The sequence below is a fragment of the Paenibacillus sp. IHBB 3054 genome, from assembly GCF_051594305.1.
Lineage (GTDB): Bacteria > Bacillota > Bacilli > Paenibacillales > Paenibacillaceae > Paenibacillus_AQ.
Genome location: NZ_JBOFBG010000001.1, coordinates 512195 through 534633, shown reverse-complemented (window position 1 = coordinate 534633; position 22439 = coordinate 512195). Strand labels below are relative to the sequence as shown.

Annotated in this window: 25 protein-coding genes and 1 pseudogene; 24 read left to right on the top strand and 2 right to left on the bottom strand. The window is 52.6% G+C overall.

All coding sequences use genetic code 11. From position 1 onward, the window contains the following. Positions 1 to 7 precede the first annotated feature (7 nt). Positions 8 to 839 (bottom strand): annotated as a pseudogene (locus tag ACQ76X_RS02710) (DUF1385 domain-containing protein). A gap of 207 nt (positions 840 to 1046) precedes the next feature. Between ACQ76X_RS02710 and ACQ76X_RS02705 the strand changes: the two are divergent. From ACQ76X_RS02705 to ACQ76X_RS02690, 4 genes are all read left to right on the top strand, one after another. Then, positions 1047 to 1538, top strand: a complete 492-nt coding sequence (locus tag ACQ76X_RS02705) for a YqhR family membrane protein (RefSeq protein ID WP_340897292.1) — start codon at positions 1047 to 1049, stop codon at positions 1536 to 1538. 74 nt (positions 1539 to 1612) lie between these two features. Next, positions 1613 to 2683 (top strand): M24 family metallopeptidase, encoded by a 1071-nt coding sequence (locus ACQ76X_RS02700; RefSeq protein WP_438491318.1) that lies wholly within the window; start codon positions 1613 to 1615, stop codon positions 2681 to 2683. Between the two features lie 45 nt (positions 2684 to 2728). Next, on the top strand, positions 2729 to 3286 hold the full coding sequence (gene efp / locus ACQ76X_RS02695; protein WP_076108880.1) for an elongation factor P: 558 nt from the start codon (positions 2729 to 2731) through the stop codon (positions 3284 to 3286). 232 nt (positions 3287 to 3518) lie between these two features. Continuing rightward, entirely contained in the window at positions 3519 to 4772 is a 1254-nt protein-coding gene (locus ACQ76X_RS02690) for an aspartate kinase (protein ID WP_438491316.1), read from the top strand. A 96-nt stretch (positions 4773 to 4868) separates the two neighbouring features. On the opposite strand, the gene ACQ76X_RS02685 is transcribed toward ACQ76X_RS02690, so the two are convergent. Continuing rightward, complete coding sequence (locus tag ACQ76X_RS02685; protein WP_341094788.1) at positions 4869 to 5735, bottom strand: YitT family protein; 867 nt, start codon at positions 5733 to 5735, stop codon at positions 4869 to 4871. 342 nt (positions 5736 to 6077) lie between these two features. Here ACQ76X_RS02685 and ACQ76X_RS02680 point away from each other — a divergent pair, with 342 nt between their 5' ends. The 20 genes from ACQ76X_RS02680 (at position 6078) to dxs (ending at position 22409) form a co-directional block, all read left to right on the top strand. Next, on the top strand, positions 6078 to 6341 hold the full coding sequence (locus ACQ76X_RS02680) for a YqhV family protein (RefSeq protein ID WP_379140721.1): 264 nt from the start codon (positions 6078 to 6080) through the stop codon (positions 6339 to 6341). 83 nt (positions 6342 to 6424) lie between these two features. After that, the gene (gene spoIIIAA, locus ACQ76X_RS02675; protein ID WP_038594938.1) at positions 6425 to 7426 is read left to right on the top strand and encodes a stage III sporulation protein AA; all 1002 of its coding nucleotides are present in this window, start codon (positions 6425 to 6427) and stop codon (positions 7424 to 7426) included. Next, positions 7419 to 7937 (top strand): stage III sporulation protein SpoIIIAB, encoded by a 519-nt coding sequence (spoIIIAB, locus tag ACQ76X_RS02670; protein WP_038594937.1) that lies wholly within the window; start codon positions 7419 to 7421, stop codon positions 7935 to 7937. The genes spoIIIAA and spoIIIAB overlap by 8 nt, the downstream gene beginning before the upstream one ends. Positions 7938 to 7950: 13 nt before the next feature. Beyond that, positions 7951 to 8154: a stage III sporulation protein AC gene (spoIIIAC, locus tag ACQ76X_RS02665; RefSeq protein WP_020426549.1), complete on the top strand. Its 204-nt coding sequence runs from the start codon at positions 7951 to 7953 to the stop codon at positions 8152 to 8154. A gap of 9 nt (positions 8155 to 8163) precedes the next feature. Continuing rightward, a complete protein-coding gene (spoIIIAD, locus tag ACQ76X_RS02660) occupies positions 8164 to 8553 on the top strand; it encodes a stage III sporulation protein AD (protein ID WP_038594936.1) in 390 nt (129 codons plus the stop codon). 49 nt (positions 8554 to 8602) lie between these two features. Further along, positions 8603 to 9868 (top strand): stage III sporulation protein AE, encoded by a 1266-nt coding sequence (gene spoIIIAE / locus ACQ76X_RS02655; RefSeq protein WP_438491312.1) that lies wholly within the window; start codon positions 8603 to 8605, stop codon positions 9866 to 9868. Positions 9869 to 9964: 96 nt separating this feature from the next. After that, positions 9965 to 10732, top strand: a complete 768-nt coding sequence (gene spoIIIAF, locus ACQ76X_RS02650; protein WP_438491311.1) for a stage III sporulation protein AF — start codon at positions 9965 to 9967, stop codon at positions 10730 to 10732. Positions 10733 to 10783: 51 nt separating this feature from the next. Further along, positions 10784 to 11428, top strand: a complete 645-nt coding sequence (spoIIIAG, locus tag ACQ76X_RS02645; protein ID WP_038594934.1) for a stage III sporulation protein AG — start codon at positions 10784 to 10786, stop codon at positions 11426 to 11428. A gap of 37 nt (positions 11429 to 11465) precedes the next feature. Then, positions 11466 to 12362: a SpoIIIAH-like family protein gene (locus tag ACQ76X_RS02640; protein ID WP_438491309.1), complete on the top strand. Its 897-nt coding sequence runs from the start codon at positions 11466 to 11468 to the stop codon at positions 12360 to 12362. A gap of 151 nt (positions 12363 to 12513) precedes the next feature. Then, positions 12514 to 13023 carry an acetyl-CoA carboxylase biotin carboxyl carrier protein gene (gene accB / locus ACQ76X_RS02635; protein WP_038594932.1) on the top strand — a complete coding sequence of 170 codons (510 nt, stop codon included), beginning with the start codon at positions 12514 to 12516 and terminating at the stop codon, positions 13021 to 13023. A gap of 54 nt (positions 13024 to 13077) precedes the next feature. Next, positions 13078 to 14421, top strand: a complete 1344-nt coding sequence (gene accC / locus ACQ76X_RS02630) for an acetyl-CoA carboxylase biotin carboxylase subunit (RefSeq protein WP_438491307.1) — start codon at positions 13078 to 13080, stop codon at positions 14419 to 14421. A 117-nt stretch (positions 14422 to 14538) separates the two neighbouring features. Continuing rightward, positions 14539 to 14955: an Asp23/Gls24 family envelope stress response protein gene (locus ACQ76X_RS02625; protein WP_438491305.1), complete on the top strand. Its 417-nt coding sequence runs from the start codon at positions 14539 to 14541 to the stop codon at positions 14953 to 14955. Positions 14956 to 15029: 74 nt separating this feature from the next. Further along, positions 15030 to 15569, top strand: coding sequence for an alkaline shock response membrane anchor protein AmaP (gene amaP, locus ACQ76X_RS02620; RefSeq protein WP_076108886.1), 540 nt, complete (start codon positions 15030 to 15032; stop codon positions 15567 to 15569). 14 nt (positions 15570 to 15583) lie between these two features. After that, complete coding sequence (locus tag ACQ76X_RS02615; protein ID WP_438491303.1) at positions 15584 to 15817, top strand: DUF2273 domain-containing protein; 234 nt, start codon at positions 15584 to 15586, stop codon at positions 15815 to 15817. A 679-nt stretch (positions 15818 to 16496) separates the two neighbouring features. After that, positions 16497 to 16946, top strand: a complete 450-nt coding sequence (nusB, locus tag ACQ76X_RS02610; RefSeq protein WP_438491301.1) for a transcription antitermination factor NusB — start codon at positions 16497 to 16499, stop codon at positions 16944 to 16946. Positions 16947 to 16991: 45 nt separating this feature from the next. Then, the gene (gene folD / locus ACQ76X_RS02605; RefSeq protein ID WP_341094776.1) at positions 16992 to 17849 is read left to right on the top strand and encodes a bifunctional methylenetetrahydrofolate dehydrogenase/methenyltetrahydrofolate cyclohydrolase FolD; all 858 of its coding nucleotides are present in this window, start codon (positions 16992 to 16994) and stop codon (positions 17847 to 17849) included. 10 nt (positions 17850 to 17859) lie between these two features. Beyond that, positions 17860 to 19245, top strand: a complete 1386-nt coding sequence (gene xseA, locus ACQ76X_RS02600) for an exodeoxyribonuclease VII large subunit (RefSeq protein ID WP_038594925.1) — start codon at positions 17860 to 17862, stop codon at positions 19243 to 19245. Then, a complete protein-coding gene (gene xseB / locus ACQ76X_RS02595) occupies positions 19217 to 19474 on the top strand; it encodes an exodeoxyribonuclease VII small subunit (RefSeq protein WP_038594924.1) in 258 nt (85 codons plus the stop codon). Before xseA ends, xseB begins: the two co-directional genes overlap by 29 nt. Next, complete coding sequence (locus ACQ76X_RS02590) at positions 19461 to 20408, top strand: polyprenyl synthetase family protein (RefSeq protein WP_438491299.1); 948 nt, start codon at positions 19461 to 19463, stop codon at positions 20406 to 20408. The genes xseB and ACQ76X_RS02590 overlap by 14 nt, the downstream gene beginning before the upstream one ends. A gap of 96 nt (positions 20409 to 20504) precedes the next feature. Continuing rightward, the gene (dxs, locus tag ACQ76X_RS02585; RefSeq protein ID WP_438491297.1) at positions 20505 to 22409 is read left to right on the top strand and encodes a 1-deoxy-D-xylulose-5-phosphate synthase; all 1905 of its coding nucleotides are present in this window, start codon (positions 20505 to 20507) and stop codon (positions 22407 to 22409) included. The last annotated feature ends 30 nt before the right edge of the window (positions 22410 to 22439 follow it).

The window sequence follows — 22439 nt, the reverse complement described above, 5'->3', positions numbered from 1 at the left end:
AGGCCACTCATCCTTTCGCAGGATCCAATATGCCGCCTGACACTCTCACTTCTGAATATTCCCCTGCTTCAATTGCGGCATCAAGCTCCCGCATCCGGTTGAACGAGGCGATGGAGACTTCCACCATATCATCCTTTGGTTCCTTAGTGGTGAGCAGCTGCAGCCACAGCCCCGGATAACCTAAATACTTGAGACCCGGAATGTCGCGTACAGCGTTGGTGCCCTTCAGCACTTCAAACGATACCCCAATGACGACAGGAAGGAGAATAATCCGCTGCAGTACACGCTGTGTAAGGTTATCCCAAGGGACAACGGAGTAAATGATCACACCCAGTACAATGGTCAGCATCATAAAGCTGCTTCCACAACGGTAATGCAGGCGGCTGTACTTCTGTACATTCTGAACAGTCAATTCCTCACCGGCTTACGAGGTTGTGCAGAACATAGTTATCAAATGCATTGCCGAATAAAAAATCTTCAACGAATACCGGCACCAGTGTAAATATTACCTTACCGAAGAGAAAGGAGAGGATACCCATAACCGCCACGCCAAAAATCATGCCGAGGCTCCAGCCCTCATCCTTCTTCTTTTCTTTTTCTTTCTGCTGCTTGGCAAGCTCTTCCGGCTCTGTTTCATCCTCGGCATACGATTCCGCTGAGTAATTCAGATGTTTGGAGCCTTTGGCGCTGGAATCTATAATACTGACAATGCCGCGAAGCAGCGGAATCTTGCGCAGTTTAACGACCCAGCTCTTATCGCTTCTCGGCACCTCCAAAAATGTGATTTCCTGATTCTTCCTTCTTACGGCTGTTACGTTAATATGCTTGCCGCCGAACATGACGCCTTCAATAACGGCTTGGCCGCCGTAACTTGGAGTTTCTTGGGACAACCAATTCACCTTCCCATGTATTAATATGATTTATATAATACATTGTAACTAATTTATGCCCACATTGCTAGTTGGATTGCCTTTTCCTGTGCATACTAGCATTTAGAGAGCGGAGGGGCCGAAGGGCAACCCATATATTGAAAGTGAGGCAGTAAGATGAATAATGCAGGCAAGCAAAAATCGCAGCATACGAACCCTTTTTATTTTGCCATTGAACTGGGCTTTTTTGCCGGAATAATCTGGGGAGGGATCCGCTGGCTGATGTATGCCTTTCATTTCACCAAGGTTCTTCCGGGTTTTTTGGCCGAGCCTTTCTTTAAACATGAATTTCTGATGACAGCGGCCGGGCATTTGGCCGGATACCTGTCTTTTATCGTGTTCTCGGTAGCAGCATCACTTTTTTATGTGCTGATCTTCCGCAAGCTGAAGGGTCCCTGGCCGGGGATGATTTACGGGGTTCTGTGCTGGTCCGCGCTCTTTCTTGCCGGGTCGTGGCAATTTCTTATGCAGCCTCCGTTCAGGTTGCCTTGGAACTCTGTAATCAGTGAATTTTGCATCTTTTTACTCTGGGGTTTGTTCATCGGCTATACCGCGGCGATCGAGTATACGGATGAGCGGAAACGCGAGCAGCAGACAAGCCTGGCTTAATGGCCCGAAAAAACTTCTCAAGGGCATGACCCTATGTTAAAATACAATGTGGCTATTTCGAGAGGAGAATGAAAATGGGCAACGAGCGCGTCTCCAAGCTGCGTACGGTTTTGCAAGAACAAGGATTGGATGCGATGTTAATAACCAGCGGCATCAACCGCCGCTATTTGAGCGGATTTACCGGCTCTTCCGGTTATGTACTGGTGACCGGTGATGACAGTTATCTGCTGACCGACTTTAGGTACATGACACAGGCTGCAGAGCAGGTGAACGGACTTAAAGTGGTTCAGCATGGTGCGAAATTCATTGACACTGTACGCGAACTGCTGCCGCAGGGCGGCAATATCCGTGTCGGCTTTGAACAGGATGATGTAACCTTCAGCGCTTACACCGCATATGCTGCGGCTCTGCAGCCGGCGGCACTGGTTCCAGTCTCCAAAGCTGTTGAGAACCTGCGCATGTTTAAGGACAAGGAAGAGCTGGCCGTCATGCAGCGGGCAGCGGATCTGGCGGATGCAACATTCAGCCATATTCTGAATGTGATCAAGCCCGGCATGACCGAGCGTGATGTAGATCTGGAAATGGAATTCTACATGCGTACCCATGGCGCCACTTCTTCATCGTTTGACACCATTGTGGCTTCCGGTGAACGTTCGGCAATGCCTCATGGTGTGGCAAGCAGCAAGGTCATCCAGAACAACGAATTCGTAACCTTCGATTTCGGTGCACTGCTGGACGGCTACTGTTCGGATGTAACCCGCACCATTGCGCTGGGAACTCCGGATCCGAAGCTGAAAGAAATCTATGATATTGTGCTTGAAGCGCAGCTGCACACGCTGGCTAACATCAAGCCGGGCATGACCGGACGGGAGTGCGACGCTTTGGCGCGTGACATTATTACCCGTTATGGTTATGGGGAATATTTTGGCCACAGCACAGGCCATGGCCTTGGCATGGAAGTCCATGAATGGCCGCGGTTGTCCAAGCTTGCTGATGAAATTATGCAGCCGGGTATGGTAGTAACCGTAGAGCCGGGCATTTATTTGGAAGGCCTCGGCGGTGTGCGCATTGAGGACGACATCGTGATTACAGACAGCGGTATTGCGCTGCTCACGCATTCGTCCAAAGATTATACGGTATTGTAAGGATCGCTTGAACAGGTAAATTATTGATTCCAGGAGGGATTTTTTGTGATTTCAGTTAACGATTTCAAAACAGGCTTGACCGTAGAGGTAGAAGGCGACATCTTTACCGTACTTGATTTCCAGCACGTTAAACCAGGTAAAGGTGCGGCATTTGTCCGCTCCAAACTGAAGAATCTGCGCAACGGCAACACTGTAGAACGTACATTCCGTGCAGGTGAAACTATTGGCCGGGCGATCATCGAGAACCGTGGTGTGCAATATCTGTATGCCAGCGGTGCGGACCATGTATTTATGGACAACGAAACTTATGATCAATTCGAATTGTCTGCCAAGCAATTGGAATGGGAGCTTAATTTCCTTAAAGAAAACATGACTGTGAACATCGTCAGCTACCAGGGCGAAATTCTCGGAATCAACCTGCCTACCAGCGTTGAGCTGAAGGTTGTAGAAACAGAGCCGGGCATCAAGGGCAACACGGCTCAGGGCGCTACTAAATTTGCTAAGGTAGAAACCGGATTGAACGTTCAGGTTCCTCTTTTCATTAATGAAAACGACGTACTTCTGATTGATACCCGCGAAGGCAAATACATTTCCCGCGCGTAAGATTTGTCCTGCCTTAACTTACATTTATACCAACCGGCCTCCCTCGCATCCTGCGGGGGAGGCTTTTGGCTATCCGGGTAAGGCAGCCTGGTAAATCACGGAAAGAAACGGAAATTGGGCGCTTTTTTTGTGAAACCATTAACGCATGATATGGTTTTCGTATTATACTGGTTTAAAGCGGGAAACCAAATATAAGCTACTACATAGAGCGAAATAGGGAGTGAATGGGACTTTGTCACTTTATGTCATGAAATTCGGAGGCAGCTCCGTCGGCGATATTGAACGCATGCAGCGTGTCGCCAAACGCATCGCAGACAAGCAGGATGAAGGGCACCGTTGCGTAGTGGTCGTATCCGCCATGGGGGACACCACGGATGATCTAATCGATCAGGCGAAGCAGCTGAACGCTCAGCCGCCCGCGCGTGAAATGGATATGCTGATGACGACAGGGGAACAAATCTCTGTTGCGCTTCTTTCCATCGCATTGCACGGAATCGGCCGCAATGCCGTATCGTATACAGGCTGGCAGGCCGGCTTCGTCACCGATGAGACTCACGGCCGGGCACGGATCAATGAAATTGATCCCCACCGCGTGCTGGAGTCGCTGGAGCGCGAGCAGATCGTTATAGTAGCCGGATTCCAGGGGATGACCCAGAGCGGCGAAATTACCACGCTGGGCCGCGGAGGTTCGGATACGACAGCCGTAGCGCTGGCAGCCGCCATCAAAGCGGATGTATGCGAAATTTACACGGATGTGGACGGCATCTACTCCACAGATCCGCGCATCGTGAAGAGAGCGCGCAAGCTGAAGGAAATCTCTTATGATGAGATGCTGGAGCTGGCCAACTTGGGAGCGGCAGTACTGCATCCGCGCGCCGTGGAATATGCCAAACGATATCAAGTGAAGCTGGTCGTCAGATCGAGCTTTAACCATAATGAAGGTACTGTTGTGAAGGAGGAAGCGAGCATGGAGCAGGGAGTAGTAGTTAGCGGAATTGCCTATGACAAGAATGTGGCGCGGATCAGTATTCTGGGAGTGCCTGATATTCCCGGCGTATTGGCCCAAGTGTTCGGCAAGCTGGCTGAAGAAGGCGTCGACGTAGATATTATCGTACAGAGCGGCGTGCAGAATGAGAAAGCGGATTTCTCCTTTACGGTGGCGCTTAGCGAGCTCGCACGGGCCAAGGAAGTGATCGAGGGGCTGTACAGCGCCCTGCCGTACCGTGAAGTCACTTCAGAGGATAATCTCGTCAAAGTATCGATCGTAGGCGCAGGCATGGTCAGCCATCCGGGTGTGGCCGCGCAAATGTTCGAGGTCATTTCCCAAGAGGGCGTAAGCATCAAGATGGTCAGCACCTCCGAGATCAAGGTATCGTGCGTGATTGAATCCGGCAATCTGCAGCAGATCATTCAGGCGCTTCATACCGCCTACAATCTGGATACAGAGGAGCAAGCCTTCGTCGGGGGTCCGCAGGACCGCCGCTAAGGAATGCTCTCGACAAGACGATCATAGTAAAAAGTCCTATTCCCGCTATAAAAGTGGAGAATAGGACTTTTTGTTATGGGCAGCTTTCCGCTGCTGTTATCCGAGACGCCGGAACCGGCCGACAATCTCTACGGTCTCCAGGACGTTGACGAAGGACTTTGGATCGGTTTCCAGAATTGTTTTTCTCAGTTCGGCAAGCTCATATCGGGTCGTTACAGTCATCAGCATAGTATTGCCTTCATGGCTGTAGCCGCCTTCCGCATTGACGACGGTAACGCCGTGAGGCAGGAGCTTGAGGCGGGTCAGCATCTTTTCCCGTTCCTTCGTGACGATGAAGCAGGTCAGCTTGATGTGGCGGCTGTGGATCATATCGACTACACGGCTCTTGACGAAAATACAAAGCATAGCGTAAAGGGCAGAATCCCAGCTTTTGAAGAAGCCGAGGCTAAGGATTACCAGACCATCCATTACAAAGAGTACGGTGCCCATTGGAATATCGTGTTTGCGCGTAATAATAGAGCCAAGTATATCAAAACCCCCGGAAGAACCCCCTGCACGAAGCGAGAAGCCTACCCCGCCCGCAATTATTACCCCGCCGAAGATACTGGCAAGGATCGGGTCCTTGGTCAGTTTTACCAGGGGGATGACGGTCAGAAACCAGGTGGTGGCCAGTACCGAGAGCATGCTTAAGCAGATATATTTCTTCCCTACGACAATGAAGCCCCAGATCAGGATTGGAAGATTGATACCAAAATAGAACAGTGAGATGTACTTCGGATTCGTTAAATAACCAAGGATGGATGCCGTCCCTGCTACCCCGCCACTGAGCAGCTGATGAGGAATAAGGAACAGCCGGAGTCCGCTCGCCACCAGAAAGGCCGAGAAAATAATGATGGCCACATCCCTCACCTGTTTGGCTACTGTGTTTGAAACAAGCGGCACTACGAAATTACGAACTTGCATGACATAAATCCCCTCTTTTTCCGATGTCTTTATCCAACTATAACAATGTAACAAGAAGCTTGAAGCGATAAGTCCGGTTGTAGTTTATCCCACAGGCCGCCCTTATATTTTCCAGCTCCTTTTTTTCAGGCACTGCAAAATTTATTTTATCATACTGATGATATTTTTTTATAGAGGGATTCACTATGATTTCTTTCACATCTTCCAATTGAAAACCGCCCATTTCTTATTGTCTAAAGTAGGCAAGTCCAGCATATCCATGGATAACAGCAAGTTTTCCCGCGGGTGAAGTCTGGCAGGTTGCAATTCAATTTCCAATTGTAAAAAAAGGAGTTGAACAGATTGGACAAGTATGTGAGCTGGATGGCGGCGCTTCGGCTGCTCTCAGGCAGTGTGGAAATAACGGCTGCGCTGATCATGCTGCGGCTGAATCAGGTGGACAAGGCACTGGCGGTCAATTCCGGGCTGGCTCTGGTCGGACCTACGATACTGATCTTAACGACCGCGGTTGGCCTCACAGGGATGGCGCAGGAGCTGTCCTGGGGCAAGCTGGGCTGGATTGGCTGCGGGGTAGCCTTTCTCTTAATCGGGATTCTGAAAAAATGATAGATGATAGTCATAAAGCACAGGTACAAGCATAAATATGGAATAAAGCTATTAAAGTAGAGGACAACTTGGGGGTACTCTGTATGGCTAACGACTGGCTTTTATTGTTTCCCGAAAAAGTAAGGGCGCTGCTGAGAGGGCTTCCTGTTCATTTGCTGGACAAGGTGGAGGAAATCCGGGTCCGCGAAGGGCGTCCGCTGGAGATCAACTATTCCGGCAAATATCATTTCCTCACCGGCGACGGCAGTCTGACCCAAAGACCCGAAGAAGCGTACAAGCCAAGCCGAGAGGACACTCACCGGCTGCTTGACCTGATCAGCAATCATTCGCTTTATACGATGGAAGAAGAACTGCGCAAAGGCTTTATCACCATCCCCGGCGGACACCGCATTGGTCTTTCCGGCCGGACAGTCTTAAGCGGCGGCGGTGTGGAGCACTTGCGGGATATCACCGGCTTCAATGTCCGGATCGCCCGTGAGCTGCCAGGCATTGCCGACGGAATTCTGCCCTATCTGCTGGAAAGGGGGAGGCAGCGGGTCATGCACACGCTGATCCTCTCGCCGCCGCAGCATGGCAAGACTACACTGCTGCGCGATCTCGCCAGGCAGATCTCGACAGGGAGCCCAAGAGGGCGGGAGGGCAACCGGCCGGGACTGAAAGTCGGCATCGTCGACGAACGTTCGGAAATCGCCGGCAGCCGCCGCGGCATCCCGGCCTTTGACGTGGGTCCGCGTACGGACATCCTCGACGGCTGTCCCAAGGCGGAAGGCATGATGATGATGATCCGCTCCCTGTCGCCCGATGTGCTGATCGCCGATGAAATCGGCCGCCCTGAGGATGCCGAAGCCGTCACCGAAGCGCTGCACGCCGGCATCTCGGTAGTGGCCTCGGCCCACGGCAAGGAAGTGGCCGAGCTGGCCCGGCGGCCCGGCCTTGGCGGATTACTGGAACATCATATGTTCGAGCGTTATGTCATCCTGCACCGGACGGACGCCGGTCTGTCGTTCCGCATCCTGGACGGGCAGAAACGCGGGCTGCTGCTGGTCTCGCCTGAAGAGCGGCTGGGCGGTGACCGCCATGCTTAAGCTGTTCGGAGCCGTGCTGATCGTGCTGGCGGGTACGCTAGCCGGGTTCAAGCGGGCTGCGCAGTATGCTGACAGGCCCCGGCACATCAGAGGCCTTATCGCAGCGCTGCAGCGGCTGGAGACCGAGATTCTGTACGGCTTCACCCCGCTCCCGGAAGCACTGCGCCGGATTGGGCTGCAGTCCAAGGATCCGCTGAGGGCGTTTTTTATGAGAGCGGCTGAAGAGATGAGCCCGCCACATGACCGCAGCGCCGAGGAAGCCATCCAGCGGGCTATGGATGCCCACTTCAAAACCGCCTCCCTGAAGGGAACGGAGCAGGAGATCCTCCGGCAGCTGAGCTGCACGCTCGGCACCAGCGACAGGTCGAATCAAAGCACGCATATCGCGCTGGCTTTGCAGCAATTGAAGCAGGAGGAGACAGTGGCCAGAGAAGATCAGGGCAAATATGAAAAAATGAGCAAAAGCCTGGGTCTGCTGCTTGGAGCATTGATCGTCATTTTGATCTTTTAGCGAGGTGCCAGGAATGAATATTGAAGTCAACGCGATCTTTCAGATTGCCGGCATCGGCATCATCATCGCCATGATTCACACGGTGCTCAAACAGATGGGTAAAGAGGACATCGCCCATTGGGTGACGATAGTCGGGTTCATCATCGTGCTGTTTATGGTGATCCGCATGCTGGACGGACTGCTCCAGGAAATCAAAACGATTTTTCTTTTTCAATAGGCAGGCCTTATGGAAATCATTCAAGTGGTAGGAATAGGGCTCCTGTCAACGGTTCTGATCCTTGTTCTGAAGGAACAAAAGCCCATGTTCGCCTTTCTGCTGACCACTGCGGCAGGCATTCTAATCTTCCTGTTCCTGATCGGCAAGATCGGCACGATTCTGGGCACGCTGGAGCGGGTGGCGGAGTCCTCCGGGATGGAAATGATCTATCTCAAAACCGTGTTTAAAATCATCGGGATTTCCTATATCGCGGAGTTCGGAGCGCAGATTGTGCGTGATGCCGGACAGGAATCCATCGCCTCCAAAATCGAGCTGACCGGCAAGGTGCTGATCATGGTGCTTGCCGTACCGATCATCAGCATTATTATCGAAACGGTGATGAAGCTCCTGCCCGCCTGATCCGTGACCCTTAGTAAAAAGAAGCCAGAGAAAGGCGGGAGGAAAGGATATGCGTCAACGCAGTATTTTTCGTCCGCCAAAACTAAAAATGCTGCTGCTGCTCCTGCCCTGCCTGCTGTTTCTCTGGTGTGCGGATACCGCCCGGGCTACAGCCGCTGCGCCAACCACTCCGCCAACTACCTCACCAACGTCTTCAACCACCCAGGGAGGGTCTTCCTCTCCAGTGGATCAGTGGGTGAAAGGGCAAATGCAAAGTCTGCCGACAGACAAGGTGGAGTCGTACTGGGACCAGCTGATGAAGGATTACGGGGGATTTTTTCCGGACGGGAAGACTCCTTCGCTGATGGATATGCTGCTGCCGGGGGAGAAGGGACTCAGCTTCAAAAGCGTGCTGACCGGACTGACCTCCTACATGTGGCACGAGGTGCTGTACAACGGCAAGCTGCTGGTGACGATCGTTATGGTCAGTGTGCTCAGCATGATTCTGGAGACGCTGCAGACCGCTTTTGAACGGAAATCAGTCAGTAAAATCGCCTATATGCTCTGTTACATGGTTGTGCTGGTCATCGCCGTCAACAGCTTCAACATTGCAATCGGCTATGCCAAGGATGCCATCGACCGGATGATCGATTTCATGATGGCGATGATCCCGCTGCTCTTCGCGCTTCTGGCTTCGATGGGCAACATCGTTACGGTGTCGGTTACCCATCCGCTGATTGTTTTCATGATCCATGCGGTGGGCACGCTCATCCATACCGTCGTGTTCCCGCTGCTGTTCTTCTCGGCGGTGCTGCATCTGGTGAGCGCAATGTCCGAGAAATACAAACTGACCCAGCTGGCCAATCTGCTGCGCAACATCGGAGCGGGACTGCTCGGCGTACTGCTGACCGTGTTCCTAGGTGTCATTTCCGTCAGGGGGATCACCAGCTCGGTTACGGACGGTGTGACCATCCGCGCAGCCAAATATATTACAGGAAATTTCGTGCCGGTTATCGGCAAAATGTTCGCGGACGCCACTGATACGGTAATCTCGGCCTCACTGCTGGTGAAGAATGCCATCGGGTTGTCGGGCGTCATTATCATCCTCTTCCTTTGTGCTTTTCCGGCGATCAAAATACTGGTTCTCGCGCTGATCTACAATGTGGCCGCAGCGGTCATGCAGCCGCTGGGCGAGACACCGATTGTAACCTGCCTGCAGACGATCGGCAAAAGCATGATTTATGTATTCGCGGCGCTGGCCGCCGTATCGCTGATGTTCTTCCTGGCCGTCACGATCATGCTGACGGCCGGCAATGTCACCGTCATGATGAGGTGAATAGGGAACAGCTTCAAAGCGGTTTTTTCTCCGAAGTGAGTATTGTCGAAGCGAGTTCTGCGATGCAATCCTAACAAAACTTGTAGGAGGTAGACAATGACCTGGTTGGGCGGATGGCTGCGGGAGCTCATTCTGGTGGTGCTGATGGCCGCCTTCGTGGAAATGCTGCTTCCGAGCAAGTCGATGGAACGTTATGCCAGGCTGGTGCTCAGTCTGCTGGTCCTGCTTACTATGCTGAGCCCGATCGTCTCTTTTCTGAAAGGAGATGCTGCAGCAGAGCTGAGTGTGGCGATGGTGCAGCAGGAGAAACACGGCGGTCTTTTGTCCGGTGCAGGTGACGGGGCAGACTCGCTGGAGAAAATCCTGGCGGACGGGCGGATGCTGGCTGCGGGAGCAAAGGAACAAAGTCTGAAGCTGGCCGCCGAAGAGGTGGCTGGGCAGATGAGAGACCAGATTGCCGGCAGCACAGGGGTAGGCGGGGCGAAAGTCACCGTAACACTGGGGATGGGCAAGGCTCCCGGAGAGGGCGGCGGTGAAGATGTTCCGTTAATCTCTTCGGTGACCGTCTCTCTGCCGGCAGCAACTGGAGCAGTGGAGGCTGGGGGTACAGGTGCGGAACCAGACAATGGCGCAGGCACAGCAGAGCCGATCATCATCCAGCCGGTGGAACCAGTGCAGGTTAGCCTGGGCGGGGGAGAGGGAGAGGCAGCTGAGGTTGGAACAGAAGCCGGGGCATCGGTTGAAGACAGCTCCAGTGCAAATACCGATGAGGAAATGATCATCAAGCTGCTGGAGCAGAACTGGAATTTAGACCGCGATGCGATTCATATTCAAGGCGGTAAAAACGGCGCCGAGAAATTATAAATATAGCTCTACCAATACGGCATACGCCGGTAACCGGAGGAGGGATAAGAAATGGGCAATTGGCTGAAGAAACTGGAGCAATGGGCAGGAGGCGGGTCCGGCAGTCCGAAAAGGAGTCATACCTTCCGCTGGCTGATTATTTTGGGACTGCTGGGTGCGGCAATCATGCTGTTCAACTCCTTCGTAAACGTGAAAAAGCTGGACAGCGAGAACACTGGAAGAGAACCGCCGGTAAGCGAGAGTTCGCAGGCGACCCTGCAGCAGGGGGAGTTGAGCACTCCCAATTCATTTGATGGCATTGAGCTGGCAATGGAGAACCGCACGAAAGAAATTCTGGAGAAAATCGTTGGTGTAGGCACGGTCGATATTATGGTCACTGTGGATTCTACTGAAGAAATTGTCGTGGTCCGGGATATGAACGATTCCCAACAGCAGAGCGAAGAGACCGATGCCAACGGAGGCAAACGGCACACCACACAATACACAAGGGATGGCGAGATCGTCACCTACAGCCAATCGGGCGACGAAACCCCGATTATAACCAAACGGATAAAACCCCAGGTGCGCGGCGTTCTCGTCGTTGCCAAGGGAGCGGAGAACAAAGTCGTCCGGGGATTGATTGAAGAGGCTGTCGAGAAGGGGCTGAACGTGCCGAGCTACCGCATATCCGTAGTGCCGCGCAAGCAGGAGCAGTGATTGATTACATGCTACAAACTTTGAGGAGGAATAAAAAATGAAGGGCAAAAGACAAACGATTTGGTTGGTATCCATGCTCAGCTTAATGGTTGTGCTTTCCGCATACTATTTATTCACAGAGGACTCCGGGGCCTCGGTCCCCCAGGAAACAGCGGGAAGTATTCAAGTGGATAACCTCAAGGAAACTGGCGCGAATTCATCAGTACTGGATAACGGGTTGGTCATCAATGAAGTGGACACAAAGGACGCAGTTACTGCTGATGCCGGAACAACGGGTACAGCGGACGACAGCACAGCCGTCGCTGCTGATGACAGCACCAATGACAGCACTGTCGCCGCGAAAGGTGACAACGATGATGCCGCAGTAAAAGATGACAGCACTCTGCCGGCGAATGCCAAAGGTGAAGACGCTGATAAGACAGCGGCCGCAAAGGACGACAAATCAAGCGATTCGAAAACCGCAGCTGCAGATACCTCCGCAGCAGCCGATAAAGATACTGCAGCAGCTTCCACAGAGAAAACTCCAGCCAAGGGCGACGATGAAATCCTGGATGAGGTAGCCTCCCAGAGTGTTTCTGCAAGCAGCCTGTTCAACAACTACCTCTATGAACGCGAGCAGCAGAATCTGAAGAATTACAACGATTTGCTGGCCCTGATCAATGACATGGACAAAACCCCTGCCGAAAATGCAGTTGCCCATGAACAGCTGAACAAGCTTGAAGAAAAAGAAACCAAAATCACCGGAATTGAAGAGCAATTGCAGAAAAAATACGGTGAAGCCATTGTCAAAGAAGAATCCGGAGATGCTTACACCGTGGTGGTGCTGAGCGAGAAGCTGGATGTGAAGCAAGCTGTTGGAATCGTGGATCTCGTGATGAAGGAACTAAGCGTTTCCCAGGACAAGATCAGAGTCCAATATGTCAGCGAGCAATAATCAGCCTGTCGAAAACCAAAGAAAATGCCGAAAGAGCCCGGGCGCGTCCCGGGCTCTTTCCATTTCTATCGTTTGTGATATAATACATAAAGTTATCTTGACCGTATCAGAAGAGTGGCTTCGAGAGAAAGCTGAAGGAGTGAACTATTAAATGTTCAAGTTAAGCGAAATTAAGGAATTGATTAAATTGTTGGACCAGACCTCCTCCGTACACGAGTTGGAGATTGAAAGCGAAGGAATGAAGCTGGCTATTCGAAAACCGGATCGCCCTGAAGCTGATGGAACAGCAATACAGGCGACTCCTTATGGCTATCCCTTTACGCAAGCACCGCAGCCGCAAAGTCCGCAGCAAGTTGCACCTACGGCCGTTTATGAGATCCCTGCTGCACAGCAGCCGCCATCTTCACCCGCTGAAGGCGCATTACATAAAATTGTCTCACCGATGGTAGGGACTTTCTATAGTGCCGCTTCACCGGAAACCCCGTCTTTTGTTAATGTCGGCGACCGGGTCAGCGAGAAATCAACGGTCTGCATTATTGAAGCGATGAAGCTGATGAATGAGCTGGAGGCTGAAGTGCGCGGAGAGATCGTCTCCGTCCTTGCCGAGAACGGCCAGCTTGTGGAATACGGCCAGCCGCTGTTTCTGGTGAAACCGGAATAAAGCACGCTGAACTTGAGGAGCTTGCAAGCTTCGTTAAACTTTGGGAGGAAACGCATGAACATTCAAAAAGTGTTGATTGCCAACCGCGGCGAAATCGCGGTCCGCATTATCAGGGCCTGCCGTGAACTGGGCATTTCCACCGTGGCGGTCTATTCGGAGCCTGACCGGGATTCACTGCATGTCCGGCTGGCTGACGAAGCTTACTGCATCGGCCCGATGCTGTCGAAGGATAGTTATCTGAATTTTACAAATATTATGAGTGTAGCCACGCTTACTGAATGCGATGCCATTCATCCCGGCTACGGTTTTTTGGCTGAGAATGCCGATTTCGCAGAAATCTGCGAATCCTGCAATATTACCTTCATCGGACCGTCCCCCGACGCGATTACGCGTATGGGCGACAAGGCTGTAGCCAAGGAAACGATGAAGCTGGCTGGCGTGCCGATCATTCCCGGCTCTGACGGGCTGGTGGGCGATGTGGAGGAGGCTATTATGCTGGGCCGCGATATCGGCTATCCGATTATCGTAAAGGCTACCGCAGGCGGCGGAGGCAAGGGCATCCGCATTGCCGAGGATGAGGAATCACTCGTGAAGCAGATTACCGCCGCACAGCAGGAAGCACAGAAGGCTTTCGGCAATGCAGGCGTGTATCTGGAGAAATTCCTGACCGGCATGAAGCATGTGGAGATTCAGATCATTGCCGATAACCACGGCAATGTTGTCCATCTAGGCGAACGGGATTGCTCCGTGCAGCGCCGCCGCCAGAAACTGGTGGAGGAAGCTCCATGCTCCGTACTTACGCCGGAGATCCGCGAAGCTATGGGCGAAGCAGCGGTGCGGGCCGCACTGGCGGTCAATTACTCGGGAGCGGGTACGCTGGAGTTTCTGCTGGGTCCGGATGGACAGTTTTATTTCATGGAGATGAATACACGGATTCAGGTTGAACACCCGGTAACGGAGATGGTTACGGGCGTTGACCTGATCAAGGAAATGATTTCTGTGGCTGAAGGTAATCCGCTGTCCTTTACACAGGAAGATATCGTGATTAACGGCTGGTCGATTGAATGCCGTATTAATGCAGAGGATCCGGAGCGTAACTTCATGCCTTCACCGGGCAAGATTGGCTTTTATCTGCCTCCGGGCGGACTGGGTGTACGTGTAGACAGCGCAGCTTATCCGGGATATACAATCTCACCTTTCTACGACTCGATGATTGCCAAATTGATTGTCTGGGCGCCTACGCGCCAGGAAGCGATTGCGAAAATGAAGCGTGCGCTTGCTGAATTTGCCGTGGAAGGCATACATACTACAATTCCTTTCCATCAGAAACTGCTGGAGCACCCGGTGTTTCTGGACGGCAATTTCGATATCAAATTCCTCGAAGAGTATGAAATTTAGGACGGCTTCTCATTGTTTGTCATAAAGTTCGGCAAATGATATAGTATGTTTAATAAGAGACGTGCTTGGCGCTTGAAATTGTGAACAACTTTTTGATTGAAAGGTGTGAAGTCCAAAATGAGTACATTGCCGACAGAATTCGAACGTACGGAGATCGGTGAGATCCAGATCGCTCCTGAAGTGATCGAGGTTATCGCAGGTTTGGCAACCGTAGAAGTTAAAGGTGTGGCTGGCATGAGCGGCGGCTTTGCCGGAGGGATCGTGGAGCTTCTCGGACGCAAGAACCTGTCCAAGGGCGTGAAGGTAGAGGTTGGCCAACGTGAGGCTGCTGTAGATGTGTCTGTCATTATTGAGTACGGCAACCGTCTCCCTGAAGTGGCTGCAGAAATTCAGCGCAACGTGAAACGTTCCATCGAGACAATGACAGGTCTGACCGTTGTGGAAGTAAATGTGCATATCCATGATGTGCAGTTCAGAAACAACAACACTGTAGACAAGAGTGAAGATACAGATGCGGTTCTCCGCGTGAAATAAGGGCCTGCGTTCTTCCATAAACCCCCGACAGCACCGTCGAGGGTTTACTCTAATTTAAGGAGGTTATGTGACTCGTGGCAAAAATTTTGGACAGACTTCTGCTGTTTCTGTACAGCTTAAGTATCGGAATATTATCAGTAATTGCCATCCTCCTCTTAAGCGGCGCTATTCCGGATACGCTGGAGATTCCGGATGACCCTGCAGCGTATATAACCGCAATAGCCGTGGCTGTTATCCTGTTCTTGCTCAGCATCCGTTTCTTCTACATTTCTTTGCGCCGGGACCGCGCCTCGATGCCTTCGGTGGATCAGCGCACGGAGTATGGGGATATTCAGATTTCTATAGAGACCATTGAGAATCTGAGCCTCAAGGCTGCCGGTAAAGTAAAAGGGATCAGGGATTTGAAATCGCGCATTCGCGTTTCACAAGCCGGTCTTGAAATTATGATCCGAGCAGTGGTGGACGGCGAGCATTCCCTTCCGCTGCTTACAACAGAAGTGCAGCGCCAGGTGCATGAATTCGTGCAGGAAACGACCGGGATTCCGGTTGCTGACGTTTCTGTATATATTGCCAACCTTACTCAGTCTCCAAGCTTCAAAAGTCGAGTGGAATAGAGGTGAGTTTCCCTATGTTCTGGAGAGAAGTATGGGAAAGTCACGGGGGTAGAATTGCCGGAGTCACCTTCGGCATCGTTCTCGGATTGATTTATTTGATTAGCGGTTTTTGGGATATGCTGTTCTTTGCACTGGTAGTGTTCATCGGATATACGTTCGGCAAAAGAAAGGATACCGCACAGGGTCCCCTGTTTCAGTGGCAGGATCTAGTAGCATGGTTGTCCGGACGCTGGCGTCCCTTCAAGTGAACCGCTATAGTCTTTCTCCCGGAGCTGGAACCCGTTCGTTAGAGTTGCCTGTTTTGCCGGAAGAAGGGCTGTGCGGTTTTTTTTCTGGAGCAGGGCGGTAATCGGCTGGAACGTTGTGGCATTTGCCCGCAGTAGTAAGCTCAATTAGCTCTGGCTAGTAGTTGAGATTAGGCCACAGCTTACTAAACTAATGTAAAATGAAGTTTTGCGCTTGTTTAATTGCATTTTGTTCATTTAAAATTGCAATATTGGTCTGCAAAGCTTGTTTAACTGTATTTCGTACAATTAAATACAGAAATAAACACGGAAATGAACTTTTTTGATTTTTAATTGTACGAAATACAATTAGGGATAGAATTTGCTTGATTTATCTAGATTGAACTTGAGAATTATATTTAGGGAAAAGTGGCGGAAGGGAATTTTGGAACTGTAGGAGCGATAGCGTCCGCCTTTAGGTTTTGGATTTCTACTGCGATTCGCGGTTAAATTCATGAAATCCAAACCTAACAGCGGCCGGAAGTCCAAACATTCTCTGGAGTCACGGTCAATCCCAAAATAGAAGAATTATAAGTTCAATTTATATAGCTTGAAATAATTGTATGAAATGCAACGCGACAGACTGGTGTGGAAATACAGCAGTGTAATATAAAATGTGAGATTAGATTGTAGGAGGAAACACATGAAAAGACGTTTAGCGAGAGAGATTATTGTCCAAAGCTTGTACCAGATGGAAATGAATGACGTAGACAGTGCGGAAGCCGTGGAGATGCTGATTGAGGAAGCTTCGGAAGAGAATGAGACTGAACGTGTCATTACAGACGAAATTGAATTGAAGGCGTATGTCGTTGAGCACGTAAATGGCGTATGGGAGCATAAGGTTGCGATCGACGATATGCTTGAGCATTATCTTAAAGGCTGGCAAATGAGCCGGCTGTCGCGGGTGGACCGTCAGATTCTGCGCCTGGCCACGTTCGAAATGGTGTTTGGCAATGATGTGCCGGCTAAGGTTGCCGTCAATGAGGCGATTGATCTGGCCAAGCACTTCGGTACGGACGATTCCGGCAAGTTCGTCAATGGCGTACTCGGCAAGATGATTCAGGAGATTGATACGCTCAAAGCAGATATTTAAAGTATTCTATCTACATCTTAATCAGACAAAAGGGGAGAGACTTACATGACAGCAGCAATCATCAGCGGTAAACAGGTATCCGACGAAATTCGTATCGACATTGCCCGGGAAGTTACCGGACTGGCCGAACGCGGCGTGAAGCCCGGTCTTGCTGTCGTTCTTGTCGGTGAAGATGCGGCTTCTCAGGTGTATGTCCGCAATAAAGAGAAATCCAGCACCCAGCTTGGCTTCCATTCGGAAGTCCACAGGCTGGATGCCTCCACTTCCCAGGAAGAGCTTCTGAAGCTGGTGGCAGAGCTGAACAGCCGTGATGATATTGACGGAATTCTGGTTCAGCTGCCGCTTCCGAAGCATATTGAGGAGAAGGCGGTCATTGACGCCATTTCCGTGGAGAAAGATGTTGACGGCTTCCATCCTATCAATGTCGGCAATCTGGTCATCGGCGATGACAGCCTGCTTCCTTGTACGCCTGCCGGAGTCATCGAGCTGATTAAACGTACCGGCACTGAATTGTCAGGCAAACATGCTGTAGTCATCGGGCGCAGCAATATCGTCGGCAAACCGGTCTCACTGCTGCTGCAGCGTGAGAACGCAACGGTAACAATGTGCCATTCGCGCACCGCGAACATCGCTGAGCTTAGCCGCCAGGCAGACATTTTGGTGGTAGCCATCGGCCGGGCCAACTTTATTGACGGATCTTATGTCAAGCCCGGTGCGGTTGTGATTGACGTCGGGATGAACCGTCTGGATAACGGCAAGCTTGCCGGTGATGTCGATTATGAGAGCGCCAAGGAAGTTGCCGGATACATTACACCAGTACCGGGTGGAGTGGGGCCAATGACGATCACCATGCTGATGAGCAACACGCTGATAGCGGCCAAACGCCGCCGCGGCCTGGAATAGGTCAGGGCTCATGGCGGCAGAACGGCAAGTCTACTCGATAAAGGATCTTAACCGTTACATCCGCATGAAGCTCGATTCCGACAACCTGCTGTCCGATGTGTGGATTCGCGGAGAAATCTCGAATTTCACCCATCACGGCAGCGGACATATGTATTTCACGCTGAAGGATGAGAGCAGCCGGATCAAGGCGATAATGTTCGCTTCGCATAACCAGCGCCTGCCCTTTGTCCCGAAGGAAGGCACCAAGGTTATTGCCAGAGGCAATGTAACCGTATATGAACGGGACGGGCAGTATCAGTTCTATGCTACGCATATGCAGCCTGACGGGATCGGCAGTCTGTACATGGCTTATGAGCAGCTCAAGCGCAAGCTGGAGCAGGAGGGACTGTTCGCGGCCGCACGCAAACGGCCGCTGCCGCGGTTCCCTCGCTGTATCGGGGTCGTGACTTCTCCTACAGGCGCGGCGGTTAGAGATATTGTGATTACGCTGCAGCGGCGTTTTCCGCAGGTGGCGATTGTGCTCTATCCCGTGCTCGTCCAGGGCAAAGGTGCAGGCCCTTCCATTGTGAAGGCCATCGAAACCTTAAATGACATGGGCGAGGCCGACGTGCTGATCGTCGGCCGGGGCGGCGGCTCACTGGAGGAGCTATGGGCCTTCAACGAAGAAGCTGTCGCCCGGGCCATTGCGGCGTCAAGCATTCCGGTCATCTCGGCCGTCGGCCACGAGACCGACTTTACGATCGCCGATTTCGCCGCCGACCTGCGGGCGGCGACGCCTACGGCCGCCGCAGAGCTGGCCGTGCCGAGTGCAGCCGAACTGGCCGCGCAGCTGCGCACGGCAGAGCAGCGGCTGCGCCAGGGCCTGCTGCGCCGCTCCCAGCGCGGCGGCGAGCGCCTGGCTTCGCTGCAGCGCTCGCTGGCGCTGGTCGGCCCGCGCCGCCAGCTGGCCCAGCACGCGCAGCGGCTGGATATGCTCCGCACGGCGCTCACGCGCGCAGCGGAGACCCGGAACCGCCGTGCGCGTGAGCGCCAGGCGGTGCTGCACCACAGCCTGCAGCGGTTCCATCCGCTGGGCAGTGTCAGCGCTGCCCGCCAGCAGGCGGAGAGTATGACCCGCCAGCTTGCGGGGGCCATGCAGGCGCGCCTGCAGGACAAGCGGTCACGGTATGTGTCCGAGCTGCGCCATCTGGATGCGCTCAGCCCGCTCAAGGTCATGTCGCGGGGCTACAGCCTCGTCTACGACGAACAGGAACAGCATTTAATCAAATCGCTTAAGGAAGTCGAGCTTGGCGATGTGGTGAACATAAAGCTCAGTGACGGACAGCTAAGCTGCCAGGTATGGGGAATGAAGGAGGATGGCAAAGACGATGACGAAGGAAGCGGAACTGGATTTTGAAGGAGCTATGGAGCGGCTGGAGGAAATCGTACGTGAGCTTGAGCACGGCGACGTTCCCCTGGAGAAAGCTATAGATTTGTTTCAGCAGGGCATGAAGCTCTCGCAGCTGTGCGGCAGCAAGCTGGAACAAGTGGAACGCAAGATTGAGATGATTACCCTGGAAGATGGGGAGCTGCGCAAAAAACCGTTCGGTGCCCGCCTGGAAGGGGATGCCGATGAGCCGCTTTGAGCATGACTTGGAGACAGGCACTACCGGTAAGGCCCAGCAGCCGCCGCTGAAGGATTACATTGCCGAAGTCTGCGAACTGGTTGGAGCTGAGATGGAGCGGACGCTTCCGGCAGCCTGGACAGTACCCATCCATTTGAAGGAAGCGATGGACTATTCGCTGCAGGCCGGAGGCAAGCGCCTCCGCCCGCTGCTCGTCATCGCTGCCTGTGAAGCGCTGGGCGGCAGCCGCGAGGCGGCTCTGCCGGTAGCAGCGGCCATTGAGATGGTGCATACGTATTCGCTGATTCACGACGATTTACCGGCCATGGATAATGATGATTACCGGCGCGGCAAATTGACGAATCACAAAGTATTCGGTGAAGCGACGGCAATTTTGGCCGGCGATGCGCTTTTGACGCATGCGTTCTACAGCGTGGTACAGGCTTCCCGCCGCCATGGCATTCCTGCGGAGCAGGTGCTGTCCATCGTGGAGGACCTGGCCGAAATGGCCGGTCCGCGCGGTATGGTCGGCGGCCAGGTTGCCGATATGGAGGGTGAGCAGGGGCTGACCGATCTGGAACAGCTGCAGTACATCCATCTTCATAAGACTGGCGATCTTATCGTTTTCTCGCTGTTGGCGGGCGGACGGATCGCCGGAGCCGATAAGAAGCAGCTGGAGGCGCTCCGTGAGTTCGGCACCCATATCGGGCTGGCTTTTCAGGTGCAGGATGATATTCTGGATCTGGTCGGTGACGAAGGTAAACTCGGCAAAAAAACAGGCAGCGACATCAAGCAGCAAAAGGTGACCTACCCGTATTTCATCGGGCTGGAATCCTCGCGCGAAGAGGTCAAACGCCTAACGGAAGCTGCCCGGAGCGCGGTGCTTGAGGGCGGATTTGCCGACAATACACGGCTGCTTGAAATCGCGGGGTATTTAATGGCTCGCGATCATTAGAAAAATTTAGGGAGCGGCTGTGTTACGACAGCCGTTTCGTTTGTGTTATAATGGGTTTTATATATTTTACAACATCTAGGAAAGCGGGGAATACTCGTGCTGCTTCCACAAATAAATGATCCGGAGCAACTTAAATCCTTGTCAACCGAGGAGCTGGCTACCCTTGCGGAGGAAATCCGCCGGTTTCTGATCGAGAAGCTTACTGTAACCGGCGGGCACCTCGGATCCAACCTGGGGGTAGTGGAGCTTACACTGGCTTTGCACTATTGCTATGACAGTCCCCGGGACAAAATGATATATGACGTAGGACATCAGGCTTATGTGCATAAGATACTGACCGGCCGCCAGGACCGGTTTGACACGCTGCGCAAGCGTGATGGGCTATGCGGCTTTGTAAAGCGCTCGGAAAGCGAACATGACGTATGGGAAGCCGGGCACAGCAGCACCTCTTTGTCAGCTGCGATGGGCATGGCTATGGCCCGCGATTTGAAGGGCGAAGACAACAAGGTAATTGCTGTGATTGGCGATGGCGCGCTCACCGGCGGGATGGCTTTTGAAGCCTTGAACCATATCGGTCATGAGAAACGCAAGTTGATGGTCATACTGAATGACAACGAAATGTCCATTGCTCCCAACGTCGGGGCGATGCACAATTATTTGAGTAAAATCCGTTCCGACCGCCATTACCTGCGGGCTAAAGATGAAGTTGAAAGATCCCTGAAGAAGATTCCGGCGATCGGCGGCAAGCTGGCCAAGACCGTTGAGAAGATCAAGGATAGTCTTAAATATATGATGGTTCCCGGAGTGCTGTTTGAAGAACTGGGCTTTACCTATCTTGGACCTGTAGACGGGCATGATCTGGAGAAGCTGATTGATACCTTCCATCAGGCGGATAATGTGTCCGGACCTGTTCTGGTGCATGTGCTGACCACTAAGGGCAAAGGTTATAAACCGGCTGAAACCGATTACTATAAATCGCATGCCATTTCTCCTTACAAGATTGAGTCCGGACAGTCCCTAAAGGCTGTGGGCAATCCGATGTACACTGAAGTATTCGGGCAGACGCTGATTGAACTCGGTCATGAGGATAAACGCCTCATTGCCGTTACCCCGGCGATGCCTGGGGGTTCGGGTTTATTCCCGTTTGCCAAGGAGTTTCCGGATCGGATGATTGATGTCGGGATCGCCGAGCAGCATGCGGCGACACTCTGTGCGGCACTTGCAATGGAAGGGATGAAGCCGGTATTTGCCGTGTATTCGACCTTTATGCAGCGGGCGTACGATCAGATCGTTCACGATATCTGCCGGCATAACGCCAACGTAATGTTCGCGATTGACCGCGCCGGCTTCGTCGGCGCTGACGGCGAGACGCATCAAGGGGTGTATGATATTGCCTTTATGCGCCATATTCCGAATCTGGTCATGATGATGCCAAAGGATGAGAATGAGCTGCGCCATATGATGAAGACGGCGCTGGAGTACAACGACGGTCCGATTGCCTACCGTTATCCGCGGATTGACGGAACCGGAGTTCAAATGGACGCCGAGCTGCGCAGCCTGCCTATCGGCTCTTGGGAGCGTCTGCGCCCGGGCGATGATTATGCGGTGCTGGCCTGCGGACCAATGGTCCAGGTAGCAGAGGAAGCGGCGGAGATTCTGAAGCGTGAAGGGATCCAGGTAGGCGTTGTGAATGCGCGGTTCCTGAAACCGCTCGATAATTCTATGCTGCTTGAGCTTGCCCATGCCGCAACCAGCATGGTAGTGCTGGAGGAAGCTAGCCAAGCCGGTTCTCTGGGCAGTGCTGTGCTTGAATTTTATGCCGAACATGAAATTTATGATGCCCGCGTTCACTTAATGGGTGTGCCGGATCTGTTTATTGAACACGGTTCGATTAAAGAGCAGCGCCAGGAGACGGGACTTACCGTGGAAGCGCTGTGCGGACGCATTAAGGCAATGAAGGCATTAAGCAAATATACTTACAAGACGACTTCTACTTCCTGAATGAAGGAAGCTGAAATTGGGAGCCCAATG

Excerpts from the sequence above, each read along its gene's own strand:
- nusB (WP_438491301.1), top strand. The coding sequence starts at position 16,497 with ATGAAAAGACGTTTAGCGAGAGAGATTATTGTCCAAAGCTTGTACCAG.
- folD (WP_341094776.1), top strand. The coding sequence starts at position 16,992 with ATGACAGCAGCAATCATCAGCGGTAAACAGGTATCCGACGAAATTCGT.
- ACQ76X_RS02705 (WP_340897292.1), top strand. The coding sequence starts at position 1,047 with ATGAATAATGCAGGCAAGCAAAAATCGCAGCATACGAACCCTTTTTAT.
- ACQ76X_RS02625 (WP_438491305.1), top strand. The coding sequence starts at position 14,539 with ATGAGTACATTGCCGACAGAATTCGAACGTACGGAGATCGGTGAGATC.
- spoIIIAE (WP_438491312.1), top strand. The coding sequence starts at position 8,603 with ATGCGTCAACGCAGTATTTTTCGTCCGCCAAAACTAAAAATGCTGCTG.
- ACQ76X_RS02615 (WP_438491303.1), top strand. The coding sequence starts at position 15,584 with ATGTTCTGGAGAGAAGTATGGGAAAGTCACGGGGGTAGAATTGCCGGA.
- accB (WP_038594932.1), top strand. The coding sequence starts at position 12,514 with ATGTTCAAGTTAAGCGAAATTAAGGAATTGATTAAATTGTTGGACCAG.
- spoIIIAF (WP_438491311.1), top strand. The coding sequence starts at position 9,965 with ATGACCTGGTTGGGCGGATGGCTGCGGGAGCTCATTCTGGTGGTGCTG.
- spoIIIAG (WP_038594934.1), top strand. The coding sequence starts at position 10,784 with ATGGGCAATTGGCTGAAGAAACTGGAGCAATGGGCAGGAGGCGGGTCC.
- spoIIIAA (WP_038594938.1), top strand. The coding sequence starts at position 6,425 with ATGGCTAACGACTGGCTTTTATTGTTTCCCGAAAAAGTAAGGGCGCTG.
- xseB (WP_038594924.1), top strand. The coding sequence starts at position 19,217 with ATGACGAAGGAAGCGGAACTGGATTTTGAAGGAGCTATGGAGCGGCTG.
- xseA (WP_038594925.1), top strand. The coding sequence starts at position 17,860 with ATGGCGGCAGAACGGCAAGTCTACTCGATAAAGGATCTTAACCGTTAC.
- spoIIIAB (WP_038594937.1), top strand. The coding sequence starts at position 7,419 with ATGCTTAAGCTGTTCGGAGCCGTGCTGATCGTGCTGGCGGGTACGCTA.
- ACQ76X_RS02700 (WP_438491318.1), top strand. The coding sequence starts at position 1,613 with ATGGGCAACGAGCGCGTCTCCAAGCTGCGTACGGTTTTGCAAGAACAA.
- accC (WP_438491307.1), top strand. The coding sequence starts at position 13,078 with ATGAACATTCAAAAAGTGTTGATTGCCAACCGCGGCGAAATCGCGGTC.
- ACQ76X_RS02640 (WP_438491309.1), top strand. The coding sequence starts at position 11,466 with ATGAAGGGCAAAAGACAAACGATTTGGTTGGTATCCATGCTCAGCTTA.
- spoIIIAD (WP_038594936.1), top strand. The coding sequence starts at position 8,164 with ATGGAAATCATTCAAGTGGTAGGAATAGGGCTCCTGTCAACGGTTCTG.
- spoIIIAC (WP_020426549.1), top strand. The coding sequence starts at position 7,951 with ATGAATATTGAAGTCAACGCGATCTTTCAGATTGCCGGCATCGGCATC.
- ACQ76X_RS02685 (WP_341094788.1), bottom strand. The coding sequence starts at position 5,735 with ATGCAAGTTCGTAATTTCGTAGTGCCGCTTGTTTCAAACACAGTAGCC.
- ACQ76X_RS02590 (WP_438491299.1), top strand. The coding sequence starts at position 19,461 with ATGAGCCGCTTTGAGCATGACTTGGAGACAGGCACTACCGGTAAGGCC.